The organism is Streptomyces verrucosisporus, from assembly GCF_017114865.1.
Classification (GTDB): domain Bacteria; phylum Actinomycetota; class Actinomycetes; order Streptomycetales; family Streptomycetaceae; genus Streptomyces; species Streptomyces fenghuangensis.
On sequence record NZ_JADEYH010000026.1, the window covers coordinates 39,704 to 63,012 of the forward strand.

14 protein-coding genes and 1 pseudogene are annotated in these 23,309 nt (G+C 75.4%); 8 read left to right on the top strand and 7 right to left on the bottom strand.

Annotated features, from left to right (window positions below; translation table 11 throughout):
- Positions 1 to 320: 320 nt before the first annotated feature.
- Positions 321 to 1,445: an aminoglycoside phosphotransferase family protein gene (locus IQ279_RS22735; protein ID WP_206350979.1), complete on the bottom strand. Its 1,125-nt coding sequence runs from the start codon at positions 1,443 to 1,445 to the stop codon at positions 321 to 323.
- A gap of 247 nt (positions 1,446 to 1,692) precedes the next feature.
- Between IQ279_RS22735 and IQ279_RS22740 the strand changes: the two genes are divergently transcribed.
- From IQ279_RS22740 to IQ279_RS22760, 5 genes are all read left to right on the top strand, one after another.
- Complete coding sequence (locus IQ279_RS22740) at positions 1,693 to 3,201, top strand: DNA-binding protein NsdB (RefSeq protein WP_307792489.1); 1,509 nt, start codon at positions 1,693 to 1,695, stop codon at positions 3,199 to 3,201.
- A 250-nt stretch (positions 3,202 to 3,451) separates the two neighbouring features.
- The gene (locus tag IQ279_RS22745; protein WP_206350981.1) at positions 3,452 to 5,008 is read left to right on the top strand and encodes a HEAT repeat domain-containing protein; all 1,557 of its coding nucleotides are present in this window, start codon (positions 3,452 to 3,454) and stop codon (positions 5,006 to 5,008) included.
- Between the two features lie 123 nt (positions 5,009 to 5,131).
- On the top strand, positions 5,132 to 6,655 hold the full coding sequence (locus IQ279_RS22750; RefSeq protein WP_307792490.1) for a hypothetical protein: 1,524 nt from the start codon (positions 5,132 to 5,134) through the stop codon (positions 6,653 to 6,655).
- Between the two features lie 74 nt (positions 6,656 to 6,729).
- The gene (locus IQ279_RS22755; protein WP_307792492.1) at positions 6,730 to 7,596 is read left to right on the top strand and encodes a hypothetical protein; all 867 of its coding nucleotides are present in this window, start codon (positions 6,730 to 6,732) and stop codon (positions 7,594 to 7,596) included.
- 42 nt (positions 7,597 to 7,638) lie between these two features.
- Positions 7,639 to 12,405 (top strand): hypothetical protein, encoded by a 4,767-nt coding sequence (locus IQ279_RS22760; protein ID WP_206350982.1) that lies wholly within the window; start codon positions 7,639 to 7,641, stop codon positions 12,403 to 12,405.
- Between the two features lie 383 nt (positions 12,406 to 12,788).
- On the opposite strand, the gene IQ279_RS22765 is transcribed toward IQ279_RS22760, so the two are convergent.
- On the bottom strand, positions 12,789 to 13,079 hold the full coding sequence (locus IQ279_RS22765; RefSeq protein ID WP_372445213.1) for a hypothetical protein: 291 nt from the start codon (positions 13,077 to 13,079) through the stop codon (positions 12,789 to 12,791).
- A gap of 310 nt (positions 13,080 to 13,389) precedes the next feature.
- Here IQ279_RS22765 and IQ279_RS22770 point away from each other — a divergent pair, with 310 nt between their 5' ends.
- Together IQ279_RS22770 and IQ279_RS22775 are read left to right on the top strand one after the other, a co-directional pair.
- Complete coding sequence (locus tag IQ279_RS22770) at positions 13,390 to 15,888, top strand: sensor histidine kinase (protein ID WP_206351004.1); 2,499 nt, start codon at positions 13,390 to 13,392, stop codon at positions 15,886 to 15,888.
- Complete coding sequence (locus IQ279_RS22775) at positions 15,885 to 16,346, top strand: DUF742 domain-containing protein (RefSeq protein WP_372445215.1); 462 nt, start codon at positions 15,885 to 15,887, stop codon at positions 16,344 to 16,346. Before IQ279_RS22770 ends, IQ279_RS22775 begins: the two co-directional genes overlap by 4 nt.
- A 50-nt stretch (positions 16,347 to 16,396) precedes the next feature.
- Here IQ279_RS22775 and IQ279_RS22780 read toward each other — a convergent pair whose 3' ends face one another.
- Complete coding sequence (locus IQ279_RS22780; protein WP_206350985.1) at positions 16,397 to 17,395, bottom strand: Rieske (2Fe-2S) protein; 999 nt, start codon at positions 17,393 to 17,395, stop codon at positions 16,397 to 16,399.
- A gap of 224 nt (positions 17,396 to 17,619) precedes the next feature.
- Between IQ279_RS22780 and IQ279_RS22785 the strand changes: the two genes are divergently transcribed.
- Positions 17,620 to 18,291, top strand: a complete 672-nt coding sequence (locus tag IQ279_RS22785; RefSeq protein ID WP_206350986.1) for a GTP-binding protein — start codon at positions 17,620 to 17,622, stop codon at positions 18,289 to 18,291.
- Between the two features lie 103 nt (positions 18,292 to 18,394).
- Here IQ279_RS22785 and glpK read toward each other — a convergent pair whose 3' ends face one another.
- The 4 genes and pseudogenes from glpK to IQ279_RS22805 form a co-directional block, all read right to left on the bottom strand.
- Entirely contained in the window at positions 18,395 to 19,915 is a 1,521-nt protein-coding gene (gene glpK, locus IQ279_RS22790; protein ID WP_206350987.1) for a glycerol kinase GlpK, read from the bottom strand.
- A 96-nt stretch (positions 19,916 to 20,011) separates the two neighbouring features.
- Entirely contained in the window at positions 20,012 to 20,746 is a 735-nt protein-coding gene (locus IQ279_RS22795) for an MIP/aquaporin family protein (RefSeq protein ID WP_206350989.1), read from the bottom strand.
- Between the two features lie 295 nt (positions 20,747 to 21,041).
- Positions 21,042 to 22,226, bottom strand: a pseudogene (locus tag IQ279_RS22800) (EAL domain-containing protein); the annotation flags it as partial.
- A 271-nt stretch (positions 22,227 to 22,497) separates the two neighbouring features.
- Positions 22,498 to 23,307: a M15 family metallopeptidase gene (locus tag IQ279_RS22805; protein WP_372445216.1), complete on the bottom strand. Its 810-nt coding sequence runs from the start codon at positions 23,305 to 23,307 to the stop codon at positions 22,498 to 22,500.
- Between the last annotated feature and the right edge of the window lie 2 nt (positions 23,308 to 23,309).

Genomic DNA, 23,309 nt, shown 5'->3' on the forward strand with positions numbered 1-23,309 from the left:
GGATGTCTGCGGGTGGGAGGGGACGGGTCCTGGCAAGACGGCCTCCTGAGGGGTACGCCGCGTCCGAGCGGCACGGGACTGCCCACAGGGGTATCGGCCGGCCGACGATCCGTCAACGACCGGGAGACAAGGGATCGCTGGTGGATCCTCCCACGTCAGAGGCCATATGGGGGAGTCTTCGCCCCGGGGCGGGCCCGGACCTGCGCGGCGTCACAGGTCCAGCCCGGTGACGCTCCGCCCCGGATCGCCGCCCCCCGTACTGCCCCGGACCGCCGGGCGCCCCAGGGCCCGGCCCGCGCGGCACCGCGCGGGCCGGGCCGTCAGCGGGTCCCCACCGCCGCCCGCACCGCACGCCGGGCCATCGCGCAGTCGTCGTGCAGACGGCGCAGCAGCAGCCGCTGCTCCTCGCCGGCGCTCAGCAGACCGGTCCGGTCGCAGCCCGGGGCCGGTCCCGGGTCCCGCATGGCGCGCTGCACGGCCGTCTCGCAGGCGCGGACCTCCCGGGTGAGGACGAGCAGCAGGTTCACCAGGAAGGCGTCCCGCGCGTCGCGGCCCCCGGCCTGGGCGAGCCGGCTGATCCGGCGGCGGGCCGCCGGGCTGTCGCCCAGCACCGACCACAAGGTGGCCAGGTCGTAGCCCGGCAGGTACCAGCCCGCGTGCTCCCAGTCCAGCAGCACCGGGCCGGACGGGGAGAGCAGCACGTTCGACGGCAGGGCGTCGCCGTGGCAGAACTGCGCGCGTCCGCCGCCGCGCGCCAGACCGTGGAGCAGCTTGCCCAGATCGCTCAGATCGCGGTCCGTCAGCAGTCCCAGCCCGTGGTAGCGGGCGATCCGCACCCCGTAGTCGACCGGGGCCCCGAAGCTTCCCGGCGGCGGCTGCCAGGCGTTCACCCGGGACACCGCGCCCAGCACCGCCCGCAGATCGGCCGGCGACGGGGGTTCCAGCGGATGCCGCTGGAGCGCCAACGGGCGGCCGGGAGCCCGCTCGGCGACCAGGACGCAGCCGTCGGGGTCGGCCGCGATGAGCCGGGGCACCCGCACCGGCGGCCGGTGGCGCACGAAGGTGCGGTGGACCGCTATCTCGTGCCGGAACCGCTCGACCCGCGCGGGCGCGTGGTCCAGCAGGCACTTGGCGACCGCGGTGCCGCGGCCGACGGTGCCCACCAGCAGCACCGAGCGCCCGCCGCGGCGCAGCACCTGCACCGGCTGGAAGTCCGGGCAGACCCGGTGCACCGAGGCGATGGCGGTGCGCAGCCGCCCGTCCTGCGGGCCGGACGGTTCCGGCCTCCCGGCGGCCGGCCCGCCCCCCGCGCCGGGCGCCCGGCGCGGCCGGGGCAGACCGGCGACCGCGGGCGGTGTGCGCACCGGCTCGGGGCGGACCATGCCGTACCGCGGTCGCGGACGCATCCGGACCGGGGCCGGCACGGGGGACGGTGTTGGATTCATGGACGAGCCGGATCCCTTCGTGCGCCGACGGATTGCCGCGCCACCCGGCCGGCCGGGGCGTACCGCACCCTGGGGAATGCGGGAGCCCGGGTGACCGGACGGGGTGGCGCGTTCCTACAGCATACCCGGGTGCGGGTGGCACACCACCTGGCGGACCCTGGCGAACCCTGGCGAATGTCCGCGCGCCCCTTCGGGGGCGATCGGCGAGGGCTACTGTCGAGGCAGCCGAGAACCTGGGGGCTTCGACGTGACCAAGGGACCCAACACCCGCCTGGCGGACCTGTTCGGCCTCACCGGCTGGTCCAAGGGCGAACTCGCCCGGCGCGTGAACCGGCAGGCGGCGGCCATGGGCCACCCGCAGCTGGCGACCGACACCTCCCGGGTGAGGCGCTGGATCGACATGGGGGAGACCCCGCGCGATCCGGTGCCGAAGGTGCTGGCGACCCTGTTCACCGAGCGACTCGGCCGTGTCGTGACCATCGAGGACCTCGGGTTCAGCCGATCGGGGCAGGCAGGAAGACGGCAGTCCGTCCACGGACTGCCGTGGGCCCCCGAGCAGACCGCCGCGGTCCTCACCGAATTCACGGGAATGGACCTCATGCTCAACCGACGCGGCTTGGTGGGCGCGGGCGCCGCGCTCACCGCAGGACCGGCTCTCAGCAGCGCTCTGTACGACTGGCTCCGGACCGACCCGGCCCCGGCGGGCGCCCTCCGGTCCGCCGGGGCCCCACCCGCCGTCCCCGCCTCATCCGGCCGCTACGAGGCCGTGCCCGTCGGCTCGGAGGAGGTGGACTCACTGGAACACTCCGTGGAGGTCTTCCGCGCGTGGGACGCGGCACGCGGTGGCGGTCTCCAGCGCAAGGCGGTGGTGGGCCAGCTCAACGAGGTGGGAGGCATGCTCGCCTACCGCCACCCGCAGCACATCCAGCGGCGGCTGTGGGGGGTGGCGGCCAACCTGTCGGTGCTCGCCGGCTGGATGTCCCACGACGTCGGCCTGGAGCCCACCGCCCAGAAGTACTTCGTCATCGCCGCGCACGCGGCCCGCGAGGGCGGCGACCGGCCCCGCGCCGGGGAGGCGGTCTCCCGGGCCGCGCGCCAGATGGTGCACCTGGGCAAGCCCGACGAGGCCCTGGACCTGATGAAGCTGGCCAAGGCCGGCTGCGGCGAGGAGACCCTGCCGCGCACCCGTGCGATGCTGCACACCATCGAGGCCTGGGCCCAGGCCTCGATGGGGCGCGGGCAGGCGATGCGACGCACCCTCGGCCGGGCCGAGGACCTGTTCGTCTCCGACCGCGGGGACGTGCCGCCGCCCAGCTGGATGCAGCTGTTCGACGAGGCCGATCTGCACGGGATGCAGGCACTGGCGTACCGCACCCTGGCCGAGCACGACCCCTCGGCCGCGAGGACGGCCGAGAAGCACGCCAAGGAGGCGCTGCGGCTGCGGGAGAAGGGGCGCGAGCGGTCCAAGATCCTCGACTACATCTCGCTCGCCTCGGCCTGCTTCATCGCCGACGACCCCGAGCAGGCGGACCGCTACGCGCGGCTGGCCCTGGTCAGCATCGGCAGCACCTCCTCCCACCGCACCTGGGACCGGCTGCGGGAGATGTACCGGCTCACCGGACGGTACGCCGGGTACCCGGAGGTCGAGGACCTGCGCGAGGAGCTCGCGCTCGCCCTGCCCACGGCTCCCGGGTCCCCCGGCGCGGGAGCCGCCGTGCCCGAGCCCCGGCGGGCCGGGGGCGGCGCCGCGGTGTAGGGGCGGACGGGTCCCGGGACGCCCCGGCGTCCCGGGACCACCTTTTCGCGCGCCACCGGTGCGCGCGGACTCGGCGCGGCGCCGCGGGCCCGGTATCCTTCGGCGGCCGGAGTGACCGCTTTCCGCACGGTGCCGGGAAGCCGCGAAAGGCCCTGGGACGAACGGGGGGCGAACCCGCGGTGACCGGCCGGAACACCGGAGAGCGGAAATCCCGTTGCCAGTCCCTCACCCCGCACCGGATGCTGACCTTATGTTCGCCGATTCCGTCGATTCCGACATAGCGCCCAGCGGCACGCTGCTCGGCCTCCTCCAGAGGGGCCGCGGCGACGGCACGCTGCACGCTCTCGCGGCCCCGCGTGCCGAAGCGCTCGCCGCGCTGAGCCACTGCCTGCGCTGTGACCCCCGGCGCGACTGGCGGCTCGAGCACCGCTCCCTCTACTACGCACGGCTCCACGTGGAGCTGGACGCCGGGCTCGACGACATCGAGGAGCACCTGTTCGGCCCCGACGACCTCACCGACACCGGCGAGGAACGCACCGGACTGGCCCTCTCCGTCCTCGGGCACCTGGCCTCCTACGGAGACCGCGGCGCGCTGCTGCTGCTGCGCCGCTACACCGCGCGCGGCGCCAACTGGCGCTGGGCCCTGGACGAGCTGGCCGTCCGCGACGACGACGCCGGACTGCGTCCGCTGGGCCCCGCCGTCCTGGCACGCTTCCCGCGAACCCCCGAGGGCGACGCCGAACTCGCGGCGGCCGTCCGCGACGCCTTCGAGCCCAGGCCCTGGAGGCTGTGGGCCGAGGACCCGACCCGCCCCGAACAGGGCGAACGCCTGGAGCACGCCCGTGAACAGGGCTCCTTCGGCCGCTGGCAGCGCCAGATGAGGCCGTCCGGGCCGCGCCCCGGCTGGAGCGTGCGCGCGGTGCTCGACTGGGCACAGGAAGGCGACCGGATCCTCTTTGCCGACCCCGCCTCCGACCCCGCCGCCGGCGGACCGCTCGCCTCCGAGACCGCGGGATCCGCCGTGCCCGGGGGCTCCGCGGACCGCGACCCGCGGAGCCGAGAGGCCGCCGCGGCCCGCTGCCTGGCCGCCGTCGCCGGGCCCGAGGACCGCCCCGAACTGCTCGACGCCGCCCGGTCCGGCCCAGGCATCGCGCGCGCCGTCGCCCTGCGCCACCTCGCCGAGCGCGGCGACCCCGCAGCGCTCGACCTGATCGAGGCCGCCGTGGCGGACCCGGCCGCCTCCGGAGCGGGCGACCCCTCCGGCACCGCCGCCCGGGCCGCACTGGACGCCCTCGCCCGGATGCGCGGCACCGCCGCGCTGGACCGCGCCCGCCGGTGGGCGCGGCGCGAGGACGCCCTGGGCACGGCGGCCGCCGCACTGCTGGCCTGCCACGGCACGGAGCGGGACGCCCCTCCGGTGCTGGCCGCGCTGCGCCGCACCGTGTGTACCGAAGGACCCGACTGCGACGGTCTGCGGCCGCTGGTCGACGGCGCCGGCCGGCTGACCGTGCACCGCGCCGCCCCCCTTCTGCGACACGTCTACCGCGAGACCTCCTCCTCCCAGCTGCGCGGCCGGGCGGCCCGCGCCCTGGCCGCCACCGACCCCTCCTTCGCCGCGGGCTTCGCCATCGAGTGCCTGTGGGACTGCGAGGAGTCCACCCGTGAGATCGCCGCCCGCCACGCCGCCACCGGCGACACCCGGGTCGTCGAGCGGCTGCGCCGGCTGGCCGCCGATCCGGCGGAGGAGGAGGGCGTGCAGAGCGCGGTGCGCGGCCGGCTCGACTCCGACGGCGCCCCGGCCCGCTGATCCGGCCGCGCGGGCCTTGTCGGCCGGGTTGCCGGGCCGCCGGCCGGCCGACAAGGCCCGCGCGGACCGGGCGCATACTCGCCGTTTCGATCTTTGTCGGTGCCAGCGCCTAATCTGTGCCGTGTGACCACAGCAGTATCCGTATCGTCCCCCGGCGCCGGGCGGCCCGCACCAGGCCCGGCCGCCGACGAGGGCCTGGCCCGGCGTCTGCGGGCACTGGCCTGCACCGCGCCCCTGCACGACCTGGACACGCGCAAGGCCAACCTGGCCGGGGAGTACGGCACGTACTCGATGGCGGAGGTGGCGCTGGCCGCCATCGACCTGGTCACCCTGCACATGGACTTCGACACCGGCGCCGACCACGAGGAGATAGTGGCCCGGCTGCTGCCGCGGGTGGCGGCCCAGGCCCCGCGGCGGCCCGCCGCCGAGCACGAACGGGTCGCCCGCTGGGTCCTGGAGAACCTGATCAACGTCGGCAGCGTCGACCGGGGCTTCCGCGCCGTCTACGGCACCTTCGGCCCCGACGGCGAGTACGTGCGGCGCGACTACGACTTCAAGCTGATCGAGGAGGTGCCGGGGCCGGGCGGAGGCGTGTACCTGCGCACCACCGACGAGGCCGTCAACGTCCTGGTCGGCGCCCTGGACACCGATGTCACCAGCGCGCAGATCGCCGCCGAGGTCAAGCTGGAGGTGCTGGTCAGCCGGGGCCGCCTCGCCGACGCCCAGCTCGCCGCCGAGCAGGCCCGCTACCGCACCGTGCAGTACGCCGAGACGCTGCGCCGCACCCTGGAGGCCACCCGGCGCAACGTCCGCGCGGTCGACTGGCTCAACGCCGTCCCCGACATGATCGCCGAGGCGCTCGACCACGTCGCCGACCGCTACCGCCACGAGAACGCCATCCTCACCAACATCCGCAGGGCGCGGGACGAGGCCCCGGCCGACAAGAACCCCGACCACAAGCTGTGCGCCGCCGAACTGGTCGACATCGTCAAGGACTGCATCCGGCGCCACACCCAGCTCCAGTCACGGCTGCTGGAGGCCGGGCCTCTCTTCCGCGCGGAGCAGGACCGGCAGGCCTTCGCCCCGCCCGCCGCCGCCTCCGGCCTGGATCTGTACGGGCAGCTGCTGGCGCCCCTGCTGCCTCTGCCGGTGGAGCGGGCCGGCAAGGTCACCGACGCCTTCTTCGCCCGCGGTACCGGACTGCGCGCCCCGGCGGCCGTACGCCTGGGGGACCTGACCGAGATGCTGCTCACCCCGCCCGTGCCCCGAGAGCACCTGGGCGCCGAGATGCCCGAGCCGGATCTGGTCGCCACCCCCGACGACAGCCGGTTCAGCGAGGAGCAGATGGAGGCCGCCCGGGAGCTGCTGGAGCTGCCCGCCGACGCTCCGCGCCGGCTGTCGGGCCTGCTGGCCGAGGCCCGCCGCCGCGACCCGGAGCTGCCCTACCTGGTGGCCCTGCTGGCGGTGCACGCCGCCAGCCCGCCGGTCGGCACCGCCTACCGGCAGGGCGAGCGGCGCCTGCTGTTCGCCGTGGACGACGGAACGGAACTGGACGACCCGGAGTTCGGCGGCGCCGACCTCGTGGTGGGGACGGCCCTGCTGGACGCCGCGGGCATGGCGGCCGACCGTACGGAGGTGGCATCGTGAACGAGTACGGCCCATACGGCGGTCACGTCGGTCACGAGGATCACGACGAGCGTGAGGGGCCGGGCGGGCACGGGGTGCCCGGAACGGAAGTCCCACCGGAGTCCGCGCGGCGCCCCGCCGTCCTCGCCCCGCCGGACGCCGCCGACGCCGCCCGGCTGGTCTCCTTCGGCCTCCAGCCCAAGCTGCTGCCCGCCCGCGACGCCGAGTACGCGGAACTGCTGCGCCGCTACCGGGAGGAGCCCGCCTTCGCCCGGCTCACCGACGCCGTCGCCACCGGTCTCGGACTGGTCGTGCTGGAGGTCTCCCCGCGCGCGGGGATGGCCGTCACCGCCGCCGAGGACTCCGTCTTCGCCGTGCGCATGGGCGACTACGCCCGCCGCGCCACCTCCGACTCCACCGACCGCTTCCTGCACGGCCTGGCCCACCTGGCCGTCGCCGCCCTGGCCTTCCCCCGCCCCGAGGATCTGGCCGACGACGGCTACGTCGGCAGGATCTCCGTCAACGGCGTGGACGCCTTCGTCCGCCAGGCCTGCCGGAGACTGGAGGAACGCGCCGAGCGGGAGGGCGAGAACACCGACCCGGCCAGCGACACGCCCGGCCTGGAGGCCGCCTGGCGGGTGTACACCCGGCGCAGCGCCACCGGGGCCACCAAGGACTCCCGCCGGCTGGCCGGCTCCACCACCGGGATCGTCGCCAAGGCCGCCGCCTTCCTCGCCGACTCAGGCTTCCTCCAGCGCACCGGCGACGACGCCGGTGGCACCTACCGCACCACCGCCCGCTACCAGCTCCAGGTGCGCGACATGGCGGGCAGCGCCGCCATGGCCGAGCTGCTGGAGCTGGGCGTGGTGCCCGTCGGCGACGGCAGCGCCACCCTGCTGCCGCCCCCCGATCCCGACGCCCCGGAGCCGGCCGCCGACGCCGGACTGCCCTTCCACAGCTGAATCCCGTCCCCCAGACGCCAGAGCAACGAGAGCCCCGCCGCCATGTACGAGCTGTCCCGGATCCGCCTCTACTCCATCGGGCCCGCCGGTGCGCGCTACGCCGACACCGTGCTGGACCTGCGCGGGGTCGGCGAGCCGGTGCCCAGCCCCGCCCCCGCCCAGGCGGACTTCTTCGAGGACGAGCCGATCGGCCCGCCGCGCCGCCCCGCGCCCGCCGGCGTGCTCTTCCTGGAGAACGGCGGCGGCAAGTCCGTCCTGCTCAAGCTGATCTTCTCGGTGATGCTGCCCGGCCACCGCAACACCCTCGGCGGCGCCAGCTCCGGTGTGCTGCGCAAGTTCCTGCTGGCCGACGACTGCGGGCACGTCGCCCTGGAGTGGCAGCACACCCTCACCGGGGAGACCGTCGTCGTCGGCAAGGTCAGCGAGTGGCGCGGTCGCCAGATCTCCAGCGACCCGCGGAAGTTCGCCGAGGCCTGGTACAGCTTCCGGCCCGGCCCCGGCATGAACCTGGACTCCCTGCCGGTGGCCGAGTCCACCGCGCTGCGGCCCGTCGCCGAGGGCGCCTCCGCCGCCCGCGGCCGGCGCCGTACCATGAAGGGCTTCCGCGACGTCCTGGTGGAGACGGGCAAGGCCTACCCGGGCCTCGACGTGGTCTGGGAGGAGGTCCACGAACGCTGGAACGAGCACCTGGGCCACCTGGGCCTGGACCCCGAACTCTTCCGCTACCAGCGGGAGATGAACGCCGACGAGGGCGAGGCCGCCGGCCTGTTCGCCGTCAAGAACGACTCCGACTTCACCGATCTGCTGCTGCGCGCCGTCACCGACACCCGCGACACCGACGGGCTGGCCGACCTGGTGCACGGCTTCGCCCACAAGCTCGGCCGCCGCGCCGAACTCACCGCCGAGAAGGACTTCACCGCCGGGTCGCTGGACCTGCTGCGCCGCATCGACGAGGCCGCCCGGCACCGGGAGCGGGCCCGCGCCGTCCACGCCGGAGCCGAGCAGCGCACCCGCGCCCTGGCCCGGCGGCTGTCCGCCCGCGGCACCGAGGAGCGCGGCCGCGCCGCCGAACTCGCCGAGCGGGCCGACCACGCAGCCCGGTCCGCGGCCGCGGCCGAACGCGAACGCGAGCGCGCCGGGCTCATCGCCGCCGAACTCGCCTACCGCCATGCCTCCCTCGCGCTGGCCGCCGGCGAGAGGAGCGCCGCCGCCCAGCGCCGGGAGCTGAGCGACGCCCGCACTCTGCACGCCGCCTGGCAGGCGGCCGAGACGGTACTGGCGCACCGCGCCGCCGCCGACCGCGCCACCCGGGTCGCCGCTGCCATCCGGGAGGCCGAGCGCGACGCCGCCCCCGCGCTGGCCGCCCGCGCCCGGGCCGCCACCGACCTGGTGCGCGCCCTGCACGCCGCCGCGGAGCAGGCCGAGCACCTCGCGGCCGAGGAGGAGGAGCGCTCCACGGCCCTGCAGGGCGAGGGCGAGGCCGCCCACCGCGACGCCACCGCCGCCGCCACCGAGGCCCAGCGCGCCCGCAGCGAGGGCGAGCATCTGCGCCAGCGCCTGGCCGAGGTCGAGCAGGAGACGGCCGAGGCCGTACGCGCCGGCTGGCTGGACGACTCGTCGCCCGACGCCGACCCGGCCCGCGCAGCCCTGGCCGCCAGCGACGCCGAGAAGGCCGCCGTCGCCGCGTGGGAGACCGCGCGCGAGAGCGCCCGGCGCGCCGCCGACCGCGCCCGCGAGACCGCCGCGGCCCGCTCCCGCGCCGAACTGGCCGCGGCCCGCGCCGCGGACGCCGCCGAGGCGGCCGGAGGCGCGTACGCCGCCGAGCGGCGCGCCGCCGAGGCCCTGGGCGCCGAGGAACGGCTGGCCGAGTTGTTGGGACTGCCGGGCGGACAGCGGTCGGCGGCCTCCCCGGAGCCCGGCCCCTTTGGTCACGGCCCCTTCGGCGCGCTGGACGCCGAGGAACTGGACCGCAACGCCGAGACCTTGCGCGAGCTGCTGGAGGAGTCGGTCGCCACCGCCGAGCGCCAGCTGTTCGACCTGCGCACGGCCGCCGCCGACGACTCCCGCATCCTCGGCGCCCTCGGCGACGGCGGGCTGCTGCCGCCCGGCCCCGACGTCCTGGCCACCGTCGAGTACCTGGGCGAGCACGGCATCCCCGCCCTGCCCGGCTGGCGCTATCTCGCCCAGTCCGTGGACCCGGCCGACCACGCAGCCGTCCTGGCCGCCCGGCCCGAGCTGGTCGACGGTGTCGTCATCACCGATCCCGGAAGCCACGTCCGCGCCCGGGAAGTCCTGGCGGGCGCGGCCCTGCTGCCCCGCTCGGCCGTCGCCGTGGGCACCGCCGCCGCGCTGCTGGCGCCCGTCCCCGCGCCCGGTGGCGAGAGCGCCGGGGCCCTGGACGGCTCCGGCGTGTTCCTCGTGCCGCCCAACCCGGCCATGCACGACGAGTACGCGGCCGACGACGAGCGCCGCCGGCTGCGCGAGCGCGCCACCGCCCGTGACGAGGAGATCCGCTCCCTGGCCGCGCGGCTGTCCGCCGACCGCTCCCTGGCCGCGCGGATCGCCTCCTGGCGCACCGGCTGCCCGCCCGGCCGCCTGGCCGAGCTGGCCGCCGGGGCCCGGGCCGCGGCCGAGGCCGCCGAGACCGCCCGGCAGCACCTGGAGGAGACCCGCGCCGCCGCCGCCGAGGCCGAGGAGAGCGCCGCCGAGGCCGCCCGCGTACGCGAGGAGAGGCAGGAGGGGGCCCAGCAGTCCCGCCGCTCCGCCGACGCCCTGGCCGGACTCGCCTTCCGGCTGCGCGAGCGCGCCAGGTGGCAGGCCCGGCTGCGGGAGCTGGCCGACGAGACGGCCGAGGCCGAGGCCCGGGCCGGCGCCTGCCTGGAGCGAGCCCGCGCCGCCGACGAGGACCGGCGCGCGGCCCAGCGCGCCGCCGACGACGCACGCCGTACCGCCCGCGCGCTGCGCGCCGAGCGAGCCGAGATCGCGGGCGCCCCCGACACGCTCGACGCGGCCGACACCCCGGACACCGGCGCGCCGTCCGCCGGCCCTCCCGCCTCCCTGCCCGCCCTGCGCGAGGCGTACCGCGCGGCCTCCCGGCTCTACGAGAAGGTCGGGGTCGGCGCCGACCTGCGCGCCGAGCAGGCGCGTGCCGAGGGCGACGAGAGCGCCGCGCGCGCGGCCCTGGACCGGCTCACCAACAAGGTCCGCACCCGTGCCGCCCAGCTCCTGCAGGGGCCCGACGGTGCCGACGGCCCCTCCCGGCAGGCCGCCGCGGCCCGCGCCGAGGCCCTGGTCCAGATGCTGGAGTCCCGCGCCTCGGCCGCCAGCGAGCAGCTCGGCCGGCTGCGCGGCGAGGCCGAACGCCTGGCCCCCGGCGAGGACCGGGAGGCCTACACCGATCTGCCGCAGGAGCTGATCCCCGCCGACGCGGAGCAGGCCCAGACCCTGCTGCGCGGCGCCAACACCGAACTGGCCGCCCGCACCGGCGAACTGGAGGCCGCCCGCGCCGCCCACGCCGAGCTGCTGCGCGCCCAGCGCGCCGCCGAGGACGCCGCCGGGGCCTTCGACGAACTGGCCGCCATGCTCCGCGACCTGCTGCGCGACCCGCACGGCACGGGCCCGGAGGAGGAGGGGGAGCGGCCCGAGCCGTACGCCGGCGCCCTCGACCAGGCCCGGCAGGCGGCCGCCGAGGCCCGCCGCTCCCTGCGCGGCTGCGCCGCCGACCTCACCGCCGCCGAGTCGGCCGTGCGCGAGGCGAGCGACATCCTGGTACGGCACGCCAACTCCACCCGCTACGAGCAGGTGCGCACCCCCGCCCGCCAGCAGATCCGCGAACTCCCGGCCGCCGCCCTGCCCGACCACGCCGCCTCCTGGGCCGCCGCCTTCGAGCCCCGGCTGCGCGTCCTGACCGACGAGCTGGAGCAACTGGAGCGCAACCGGGACAGCATCGTGGACCGGCTGCGCGGCCTGGTGGAGTCCTCGCTGGCCACCCTCCGCTCCGCGCAGCGCCTGTCCAGGCTCCCCGGCGGACTGGGGGAGTGGTCCGGCCAGGAGTTCCTGCGCATCCGCTTCGACGACCCCGACCAGGCCGCTCTCACCGAGTGGCTGGGAGAGGTCATCGACGAGGCCACCCGGGCGGCCGTGCGCCGCAACTCCGATCTGCGCCGGGACGGCATGACGCTGCTGCTGCGCGGCGTGCACGCCGCCCTCCGTCCGCGCGGGGTGTCGGTGGAGATCCTCAAGCCCGACGCGGTGCTGCGCGCCGAGCGGGTGCCGGTCGGGCAGATGGGGGACGTCTTCTCCGGCGGCCAGCTGCTGACCGCGGCGATTGCCCTGTACTGCACGATGGCCGCGCTGCGCAGCAACGACCGGGGCCGCGACCGGCACCGGCACGCGGGCACGCTCTTCCTCGACAACCCCATCGGCCGGGCCAACGCCACCTATCTGCTGGAGCTCCAGCGCGCGGTGGCCGACGCGCTGGGCGTCCAGCTCATCTACACCACCGGTCTGTTCGACACCACGGCGCTGGCGGAGTTCCCCCTGGTGATCCGGCTGCGCAACGACGCCGACCTGAGGGCGGGGCTGAAGTACATCAGCGTCGAGGAGCACCTGCGGCCCGGGCTTCCCAGGCGGGATCCGGAGTCCGAACCGGTCCACGGCGAGATCACCGCCACCCGGATGTTCCGCCGCCCCGACGCCGTCGGCCGGACGCAGGAGGTGCCGCCCTCCGTCCCGGTGCCCTCCGTCCCGGCGCCCACCGCCCCCGGCGAGGAGACCACAGCGGCGAGCGCCTCCGACGCCCCCGGCTGAGGCCGCGGGGCGTGCCGGCCGATCCGCCCCGCGGGCCGTCCGCCGGGCGGATCAGCGGTCGAAGGCGGGGAACGCGTCGGCGCCGGCCACCGCGGGAAGGCGGGGGCGGGCCACCGCAGGCAGGGCCAGCGGGCCCGCCGCCAGCCCGAGGACGAGGGCGGCTGCCAGGACGGTACGGGTGCTGTCTCATCGGCTCCTCCAGTGGTGCGGACGGGGCGTCCGCCGTGCACCACATCCTCGGCGACCGGCCCGGACGGCGTGATCGTTCCCGAGGAGGGCGTGCGCCCTGCCGGATCCCTGAACAACGGGCCTGTTCCGTAACGGAGTCGTGAGGGGCTCCCCCCGGAGTCCCGTGGTCCGGGGAGCCCGGCTCGCCGGGCCCGTCAGCCGTGTCCTCGGCGGAAGGCGCCGCGCTCGCGCGCCACGCTGCTCGGCGTGGAGACCACCCCGTTGCGCTGGTTCCACATCTGCCGGGTGACCCACACGTCCAGCACCCCCCAGGTGGTGACCACCGTGCCCGCCACCGCCGCGAGCACCATGGGGAGGGCCAGCCACACCTGCGCCAGGGAGCACAGGACGGCGACCATCACCAGCACCAGGGTCACGGCCACCAGGACGACCGCGCGCACGGCCGCCGCCCGCACCGGGTCGGGCAGCCCCGGTCCGGTGCCCACGGGATCTCCACTCTCCTCGTACATCACATCCTCATCCCGGTCCCGCCGAAACTGATCGAACCCACCCGGTCCCCAGTCGGCCCTGCTCAGCCCCATGCCATCTCCCCGTGCCCTGCCGTGCGCGCGTTCCCCGCGCACCGTGCGGCATCCGGCGTATCACACCACAGCGTCACAACAGCGCCCGACAGGCGCCGTACGGGGGCCCGATGTCCCGGACGCGCCCACGGCCCACCCGTTGCCAGTAGTAGGCTCGCGCCGTTTGCTGAGGGAACCCATGCTCCCGTTCGACGGGATGGACACAGGGGAGGCCATGCGCTTTCGCGGCAAGTCGATCCGGCGGAAGATCGTGGCGCTGCTGCTGGTCCCCCTGGTGGCGCTCACCTCGATCTGGGCGTTCGCCACTGTGATCACCGGCCGTGAGGCGGACCGGCTGCTGGACGCCGCGGCCGTCATGGGCGAGCTCGGCGAACCGGTCCAGGAAGCCGTCCGTGCCCTCCAGACCGAGCGCCGCCACACCCTCGTCCACCTCGCCGACCCGCGCCGCTCCGATTCCCTGACCGCCCTGCACGACGGTCGGCAGGCCACCGACGAGGCGGTGGCGGCCCTGCGCTCCCGGGCCGAGGGCGAGGGGGTCCGCGGTGAGCTGGACGACGACCCCCGCAGGCGCCTGGACGAACTCCTCGCCGCGCTCGACCGGCTGGAGAAGGTGCGCGCCCGGGTCACGGACAACGCCATCGAGCGCCAGGACGCCTACGACGCTTACAACGCCCTCATCGACCCGTGCCACACCTTCCTCACCGGCATGCGCGGCGTCGACGACGTCCGGCTGGAGAGGGAGGGCCGAGCCCTCATCGGCCTCACCCGCGCCCGCGAGTACCTCTCCCGCCAGGACGCCCTGCTGGCCGCCGCGTTCGCCGCCGGCCGGATGACCGGGGAGCAGCTGCGGGCCGTGTCCGACCGGGTGGCCGAGCGCGAACTCACCTACCGCACGCACCTCTCGGTGCTTCCCGCCGAGGACCGGGAGAGGTACTGGAGGTTCTGGTCCGGCCCCGACGGCCGGGCCCTGCGCGCGGCCGAGGACGAGATCATCGCCGCCGGCGCCGCGGGAGCGGTGGAGGCCTTCGACGGAGAGCGCTGGCGGAAGACCTCCGGCACCGCACTGGAGGAGCTGCGGCGCATGGACGGGGAGACCGGCGAGCGCTACCACCGGCGGGTCGAACCGGAGGCCGCCTCCGTGCTGCTGCGCGCCGCCGTCGTCGGAATCCTGGGCTTCGCGGCCGTCGTCGTCTCCGTGGCCGTCTCCCTGCGCATCGGCCGCGGCCTGGTCCGTGACCTCGGCGCCCTGCGCAGGGAGGCGGGGGAGGCCGCGGGCATACGGCTGCCCGGGGTCATGCGGCGGCTCGCCGCGGGCGAGCAGGTCGACGTGGAGACCGAGGCGCCGCTCCTGGAGTACGGACGCGACGAGATCGGGCAGGTCGGACAGGCCCTCAACACCCTCCAGAGGGCCGCCGTCGAGGCCGCCGTCAGGCAGGCGGACATGCGCCGCGGCGTCTCCGAGGTCTTCGTCAACCTCGCCCGCCGCAGCCAGGTGCTGCTCCACCGCCAGCTCACCCTGCTGGACGCGATGGAGCGGCGTACCGAGGATCCCGGAGAACTGGCCGACCTCTTCCGGCTCGACCACCTCACCACCCGTATGCGCCGGCATGCGGAGGGGCTGGTCATCCTCTCCGGCGCCACGCCCTCCCGCCAGTGGCGCAAGCCCATCCCCCTGATGGACGTCGTCCGCGCCGCCGTCTCCGAGGTGGAGGACTACGAGCGCATCGATGTGCGGCCGATGCCCCCGCTCGCGGTCGACGGCGCCGCCATCGCCGACCTGACCCACCTCGTCGCCGAACTCCTGGAGAACGCGACGGTTTTCTCGCCACCGCACACCGCGGTCCAGGTGCTCGGAGAGCGGGTCCCCAGCGGCTTCGCCCTGGAGATCCACGACCGGGGCCTGGGCATGTCCCCCGACGCGCTGCTGGAGGCCGGCCTCCGGCTCTCCGAGACGCCCGACTTCCGGCTCTCCGACACCGACAGGCTCGGCCTTTTCGTTGTCTCCCGGCTCGCCCGGCGCCAGAACGTCCGAGTCTCCCTGCAGCCCTCGCCCTACGGGGGCACCACCGCCGTCGTGCTCATCCCCGGCGCGCTGCTCACCGAGATCCCCGGCGCCTCCCGGAACGCCGTGGCGGCGGGGGAGGAGGAGACCGGGGAGCACCCCGCCCGGACCGCCGCGGGCCTCCCGCTGCGCGGCGCCCGGACCGCCATAGCGGCGGGCCGGGGAGGCCCGGACGGAACGGAACCGCCCGCCGGGGAGGTCAGGGGCACAGAAGCGGACGTCGGGACCCTGCTGCGCGGCCACGCCGCCGACCACCGCGGCGATCCGGCGCCGCGGCCCCCGTCCCGCCGCCCGCCCGGAGAGAGCGGCGGCACCGGACTCGTCCGGGAACTGCGGCCCGGCGTCCGCCGGGCACCGGACGGGGGCCGGGAACGGGAGCAGGACCCGAGCCGGGGCGGGGGCCGGGAGCGGGGAGGGGACGCCGACCGGGCGCGCACCCGGATGGCCTCGTTCCAGCACGGACTGCGGCGCGGTCGGCAGCAGAGCGTGAACTCCCCCGGCGGTACGGGTGTGGACGCCCCGGAGGACGGGAACGGCTCGGACGGTGGGACCGGTTCGCAGGACGCGGCACCGCGACCGACACACTGGAGGGGGACGGCCGATGACCGCAGTGCACGGTATGGGAGAGGGCACCAGGGGGACGAAGGGTGAGCCGGACCGGTTCCCCGGCGGTCCGGCGGGCCCGGCCGGACAGCCCCGGCACGACGCGACCGGTGCGGGGTGAGCCCGCCGTGACGGACCGTTGGTTCGACGACGCCGCAGGACCGGTGGTGCGGCCGTACGCCATGACGCGCGGCCGCACCCGCAGCGCGACCGGAAGCCGTATCGACCCGGTCGCGCTGGTGGTCGCCGAGACGCAGGCCGGGTCCGCGGGCGGCACCGGCGTACTCGGCCCGGAGCACCTGGACATCGTCGCCCGGTGCCGCCGGGCCCCTCAGCCGGTCGCCGAACTGGCGGCCGTGCTGGACCTGCCGGTGGGTGTCGTACGCGTCCTGGTCGGAGATCTCGTCGAGGCCGAGCTGGTCCGCGTCGCCCGTCCCGTGCCCCCGGCCGAACTGCCGGACGAGCGCATACTGCGCGACGTGATCAACGGCCTGCGGGCGCTCTGAGCCATTTCCGGACACCCCGGGCGTCCCCGGAGCGGCCGCGGGAGACCTGCTCAGGCCGGGCCGGCCGGATCGGCCGGTCCGGCCGATCCGGCCACGGGGCGGTGCGCCCGGTCCGGATCCTGGATCAGGCGTGCCTCCACCCGGCCGTCCACCAGCCGGGTCTCGAAGACCGGCTGGGGGGAGGTCGCGGGACCCCGTACGTTCCAGCCGTCCGCCAGGCGGAAGACGCTGCCGTGCCAGGGGCACCGCACACACCCGTCGGCGACCGTGCCCTGCGACAGCGGTCCGGCCATGTGGCTGCACCGGTCGGCCAGGGCGTGCACCCGCCCGCCGGTCTCGCGGACGACGACCACCGGCGTCTCGCCCACGTACCGCCGGACCGGCTCGCCGACCGGCAGGTCGGCCATGTCGCCGATGGGGTGCCAGCCGGGCTCGACCACGGCGGGCACCTGCTCGGCGTGGTTGACGGCGGCGGCCTGCCGGTAGGCCAGATGGCCGCCCAGGGCCCCTCCCGCGCTCACCACGGCCAGTCCCGCGAAGCCCAGCAGGCGGCCCCGGGCCCGCCGGTCGCGCAGGCGGGCGGCCAGCGAGGCCGAGTACAGACCGACGGCCGCGGCGTTGGCCGCGGCGTGTACCAGGCCGACCCGCATCTGCGGTTTGCGCAGCTCGGCCCAGTCCACCCAGCCCGTCAGGGCGGCCGGTGCGGCCGCCGCCAGGCCGACCCCCACCAGGACGTCGGCGCCGCGGCGCTGTCCGGGCAGCAGATCGAGTACGGCGGCGGACATCCAGGTGCCGATGGGGACCTGCACCATCAGCGGATGCACCGCGTGGCCCAGCCAGCGGCCGTGCAGGGCGTCGCGCGCACCGCCCAGCGGAAGCGCGTGCACGGCGCGCCGCAGAGGTCCGAGCGCGGCGTCGAGACGCGGAGTGCTCTCCAGCCTCTCCACCGCGGTCAGGACCCGTCCCGGACGCTCGGAATCCGGAAGTGCGGAACGGACGGCGGATCGGGCGGCGGAGAAGGCCGTGCGGACGTTCTGAGAAACAGGCATACCGCCCAGTTCCCTGGCGATACCGGCCGTAAACGACCCGCGGAGGTGGCACAGGCCGTACTCGACGGCCATTGGCGGTACTTGGCCCGTAGCGGTACTTGGCCTGATCACGTCCCGGCCGCCGCGGGGACTTGTCGTCACCGCGCCGGTACGGAACGATCCCATGCTCCGACGGGCGGCACCGCGGAGGGCGGGCCGCACTGCGAGATGCGGAGGAATAACCGATGGTCTTCGCGGACTCCGGCGCCTGGCGAGAGCACCGAGAGAGCGTCGCCGCCGCCTCACCGGTGGCGCTGAAGGTGCTGGTGGCGGGCGGCCCGGGAGCGGGCAAGACCACCCTGGTCGGCTCCGCCAGCGAGGTCGGGCCGCTGCGCACCGAGGAGTTCCTGACACAGGGGCGTCCTCCGGCCGGCGGACCCGGACGGGCGTGGGGAGCGGCGGCAGCGGAGGGCCCCGGAGAGCGGAAAGCAGCCACCGTCGCCATGGACTTCGGCCGCATCACACTGAGCGAACGGCTGACCCTCTGCCTCCTCGCGGCCCCGGGTCAGGAGCGGTTCGGGCCCCTGTGGGACGAACTGGCCCAGGGGGCGCTCGGCGCGGTGCTCCTCGCCGACACCTGCCGCCCGCAGGACTGCCTCGGCGCACTCGGCCGCCTTCGGCGGCACGCCGTTCCGTACGCCGTGGCCGTGAACGGCTCCGACGGCGCCCACCGGCCTGCGACGGAGGCGGTGCGCGCCGCGCTGGGGCTGGACGCGGCGGTGCCGGTCCTGCGGTGCGACGCGCGCGACCGCGGCTCCGTGCGCGAGATGCTGGCCTCGGTCGTGGAGCACGCCATGACCGCCGGCGCACCCGGGCGCCGCGGAAGAGCCCCCGGCCCCACGTACCCCCCGGCCTGACACGACCAGGTCTCCGACGCCCGGCGGGCCCGGCTCCCGGGCGCCGGAGGCCACCGGGGAGGCGGACCCGGCCGGGGAGGGAGGCGCAGCCGGGGAGAGAGGCTCAGTCGCCGTCCTCCTCCCAGCCGAAGCTGCGCTCGACGGCCTTGCGCCAGTTGCGGTGCTCCCGCTCACGGACCTCCGCGTCCATCCGGGGAGTCCACTCGGCGTCCTTCTTCCAGTGCGCCTTGAGCTCCTCCAGGTCCGACCAGACCCCGGTGGCCAGACCGGCCGCGTACGCCGCGCCCAGACAGGTGGTCTCGGAGATCACCGGCCGGATCACCGGCACCCCGAGCACATCCGCCTGGTGCTGCATCAGCAGCCCGTTGGCGGTCATGCCGCCGTCCACCTTGAGGCTGGTGATCTCCACCCCGGAGTCCTGGTACATCGCGTCGACGACCTCGCGCGTCTGCCAGCTCGTCGCCTCCAGCACGGCCCGTGCCAGGTGCGCCTTGGTGACATAGCGGGTCAGACCGGTGACGACGCCGCGCGCGTCCGAGCGCCAGTACGGGGCGAACAGGCCGGAGAAGGCCGGGACGATGTACGCGCCGCCGTTGTCCTCCACGCTCGCGGCCAGGGGCTCGATCTCGGCGGCCTCCCGGATGATTCCGAGCTGGTCGCGGAACCACTGCACCAGGGCGCCGGTGATGGCGATCGACCCCTCCAGGCAGTAGACGGGCCGCTCGCCGCCGAGCTGGTAGCCCACCGTGGTCACCAGTCCGCTCCTGGACGCCACCGGACGGTGGCCGGTGTTCAGCAGCAGGAAAGAGCCGGTGCCGTAGGTGTTCTTGGCGTCGCCGACCTCGTAGCAGGTCTGGCCGAAGATGGCCGCCTGCTGGTCGCCGAGCGCGGAGGCCACCGGCACCCCGGTGCTCGTCCCCACCGAGGTCGTGCCGTAGACCTCGGCCGAGGAGCGGATCTCAGGCAGCACCGCCTCGGGGATGCCCATGGCCTCCAGGATCGAGGAGTCCCACTGGAGGGTCTCCAGATTCATCAGCATCGTCCGGCTGGCGTTGGTGACGTCCGTGACGTGCACGCCGCCCTCCGTGCCGCCGGTGAGGTTCCAGATCAGCCAGGAGTCCATCGTGCCGAAGGCGATCTCGCCGGCCTCGGCGCGCTCGCGCAGCCCGGGCACGTGCTCCAGCAGCCAGGCGGCCTTCGGGCCGGAGAAGTAGCTGGCCAGCGGGAGCCCGGTCCGGTCGCGGAAACGGTCCTGGCCCACGTCGCCGCCCAGCTCCCGGCAGAGCGCGGAGGTGCGGGTGTCCTGCCAGACGATGGCGTTGTGGACCGGCCTGCCGGTGGCGCGGTCCCACAGCACGGTCGTCTCACGCTGGTTGGTGATGCCCAGCGCGCTCAGATCGCGGCCGCGCAGCCCCGCCTTGGCGAGCGCTCCCGCGACCACGGCCTGGACCTTGGACCAGATCTCGGTGGCGTCGTGCTCCACCCAGCCGGGCTTGGGGAAGATCTGCCGGTGCTCGCGCTGGTCGACGGCGACGATCGCGCCGTCGTGGTCGAAGATGATGCAGCGGCTCGACGTGGTGCCCTGGTCGATCGCGGCGACGTAGGTGGCTGCGGTGTCCGTCATGGCGGTTCCTCCGGTCCCCTTGTGCTGGTCGTCCTCGGTGCTTCCCGCTCTTTCCCGGTCCTTCTCCGGCCTTGTTCCCGGTCCTCGCGGCCCGGATCAGAAGGCGAGGTTGTAGACGAGTGCCCCGAGGACGCCGCCGATGACCGGCCCCACCACCGGAACCCAGGAGTACCCCCAGTCGGAGGTGCCCTTGTTGGGGATGGGCAGCAGCGCGTGGGCGATGCGGGGACCCAGGTCACGGGCCGGGTTGATGGCATAACCGGTGGGGCCGCCGAGGGACAGGCCGATTCCGACGACCAGCAGCGCGACGATGAGGAGCGCGGTGCCGGACTCGCCCAGCCCCTTGGTCAGGCCGAAGGCCAGGATCGGCAGCACCAGGGCGACGGTCGCGATGATCTCGGTGACCAGGTTGGCCACCGGGCTGCGGACCTCCGGAATCGTCGAGAAGATGCCGAGGGTCGGCATCGCGGTCTCCTTGTCGCGGTTCAGCGCGAACTGCGCGTAGTAGACCAGCCAGGCCAGCACGGCGCCGAGGATCGCACCGATGATCTGCCCCGTGATGTAGACCGGGACCTTGTCCCAGTTCTCACCCGTCTGGGTGGCGATGCCGATGGTCACGGCGGGATTGATGTGACCCCCGGAAAGGGGCGCCGCGGTGTAGGCGCCCGTGAGCACCCCGAAGCCCCATCCGAAGGCGATGACGATCCAGCCCGCGTTTTGCGCCTTGGACCGGTTGAGCGTGATGGCGGCGTTGACCCCCGCGCCGAAGAGGACCAGGAGTGCCGTTCCGATGATCTCGCCGAGGAAGATATCGCTGTTGGGAAGGTTCATTGCCGCTCCTCCGTGCCCTCACCCCGGGCAGCGGCCCCGGGTGTCCCTGCGGGGTGCGTTGTGCGGTGCCGACGGATCCGGCGGCACGGCGCGGCCGCGCCCCGCCCGGCGTCCGCGACGAGCGTGCGTGTCCAGCGGAACCGCCCCGGGGAGCATCCGGTCATGGAGACCGACGTGCGGCGATACCGTCTGATAATCGGAAGTGTTCCCCCGGTGAGGAGGACCGTCAAGGCAACCCGCAGGGCGAGGCGGCCCGGCGGAGAAGGCCGGACGCGGCTCAGCCCGCGCCCGGGCGGGGCATCCGGGTGAGCCGGTCCGGCCCCGGGGCGTCCTCCATACGGCTGTCGGCCAGCGCCCTGATCACCTCGGCCAGCCGCACCACCCCCACGCAGCGTCCCGCCTCGTCCACGACCGCCACGTCGTCGGCCGTACGGCCGCTGTCCCCGGCGGCCACCACGTCGAGCACCTCCCACGCGGTTGCGCCCACCCGGACCGTGCGGGGCCGGTCCGCCAGCCGGACCGCGGGCCGGTCGGCGTACAGGGCGTGGCCGTAGCGGCCCGACATGGCAAGCAGGAAGCGGTCCCGGTCCACCGCGCGCACCGGCACACCGTCGTGGTCCACCAGCATCACCCCGGTCACCTCCGGCGAGCCGGTGAGCAGCGCCCGCACCTGGGAGGCGGAGGCCGACAGCGGCAGCAGGACCGCGGGATGCAGGAACTCCGAGACCGGCGGCCCCTGCGAGTCCCTCCCGTCCGGCGGAGCGGCGGGCGGACACACCGGCACACGGACCTCGACGGCCGGACGGCGCGCGGGCGGGGCGAACAGATGCCCCTGCGCCAGGTGCGCGCCGACCGCCCGCGCGGACGCGTACTGCAGCTCGGTCTCCACCCCCTCGACGGCCAGCAGCGCCCCGACGCCGTCGCAGAACCGCCGCAGCCCGGCGACCGCCGCACGGTAGGCGGGCCGGTGCGGCAGCCCGGCCACGACGGCGGCGTCCACCTTGAGCAGATCGGGGGAGAGGTCGGCGAGCAGCAGCAGCGACGGGTCCCCGGCGCCGATCCCGTCCACGCAGATCCGGAAACCGTCCTCGCGCAGCGCGCCGACCGCCGCCAGCAGCGCCTCGCGGGGCACCGGCGCCCCGCCGGGCGCCGACGCCGGCCGCGGGGTGATGTCGAGCGTCACCTCCCACGGCCGGCGGCCGGCCTCCCGCACGGCCCGGCGCAGTGCGGAAAGGTCGCCGAGGCCGGCGAGGGTGGCGGCGAAGACGTTGACGTGCAGGGGCAGCAGTCCTTCCCGGCGTGCGGCGGACCGCAGGGCCAGCGCGGCCAGCTCGGCGTCCAGCTCCGGATCGCGGCACGCCTCGGCCAGGACATCGCCTCTCCCGCAGCGGGCCAGGACCTCCAGGGCCGTAACGGAACCGGTCCCGAGGTCCACGACCGGCTGGTAGGCGAATCGGAGGTGGCTCGTCCAGGCATGCACGGCATCAGCATGCTGCCACCGAAGGCACCCGGAGGGGTTGTTCGCGCAGAGTTCACGAGTATTTCCGCGCTTCGCGCCCGCCGCCCCGGGCGCGGGCGGAGAATCCGGGAAACGTGGCGAACGGGTGACAGCGCACCGAATCCAGAACCGCCGTGGAGCGGGCCGCGTCCCCATCACCGGACGACGGCGGTACGGGACCCACGGGGGTGGTGCCGTACCGCCCCGCCCGGCACGCCGGCGCCGGGCGGTACACGCGGCCGGTGGGAGCCGCTCAGCGTCCGGTGAGCGACCTGGGGTGCACGGGGAAGTCGAAGTAGGTGTCGGGGAACGGTTCCCGCCGGAAGGAGTAGTGCCACCACTCGGCCTCGTAGTTCACGAAGCCCACCTCCTCCAGCGCCTCCTTCAGCAGCAGCCGGTTGGCCCGCTGCTCACCGGTGATCCGCGGGTCCAGCGTGTGCGAGAGGGTGTCGAAGCAGTCGTAGCCCGTCCCCATGTCCACCGAGTTGTCCGGGAAGCGCTCCTCCCGGGGCGCGAAGCACGGCGTCAGCGGCTCACCGGGCACATACGGCCGGGTCGGCCAGGCGGGCAGCCGGACCAGGGTCAGGTCGACGGTGCTACCCCGGCTGTGCCCGGAGCGCTCGGCGATGTACCCGTCCGAGAACAGCCGCGTCTTGTCCACCCGGGGGTAGAACTCCTCCTTCATCCGCTGGTCGCCGAGTTCCTGGGCCCACGCCACGAAGTGGTCCACGGCCCGCTGCGGGCGATAGCAGTCGTAGACCTTCAGCGAGTACCCCCGCCACAGCAGCTTCCACTGCGCCCGGCGCAGCGCCTCGGCGGCGTTCCGGGTCAGCAGGCACATCGGCTTGCGGTACCCGTCCACGGGATCGCCGACGAAGTTGTGCGATGTGGTGTAGCGGATCTCCTGGAGGATCGTCGGATCCACCTCGGAGAGTGCCACGAACTCCGGCGGCGCCTTCGGCTCCGGCTCGGCCCGCGCGGACGGCGCCGCGGCGACGAGGACGGCGGGGGCGAGGAGCACGGCGAGCGCGAGGAGGACCGCGGCCACCGGGACGCGTGCCACGT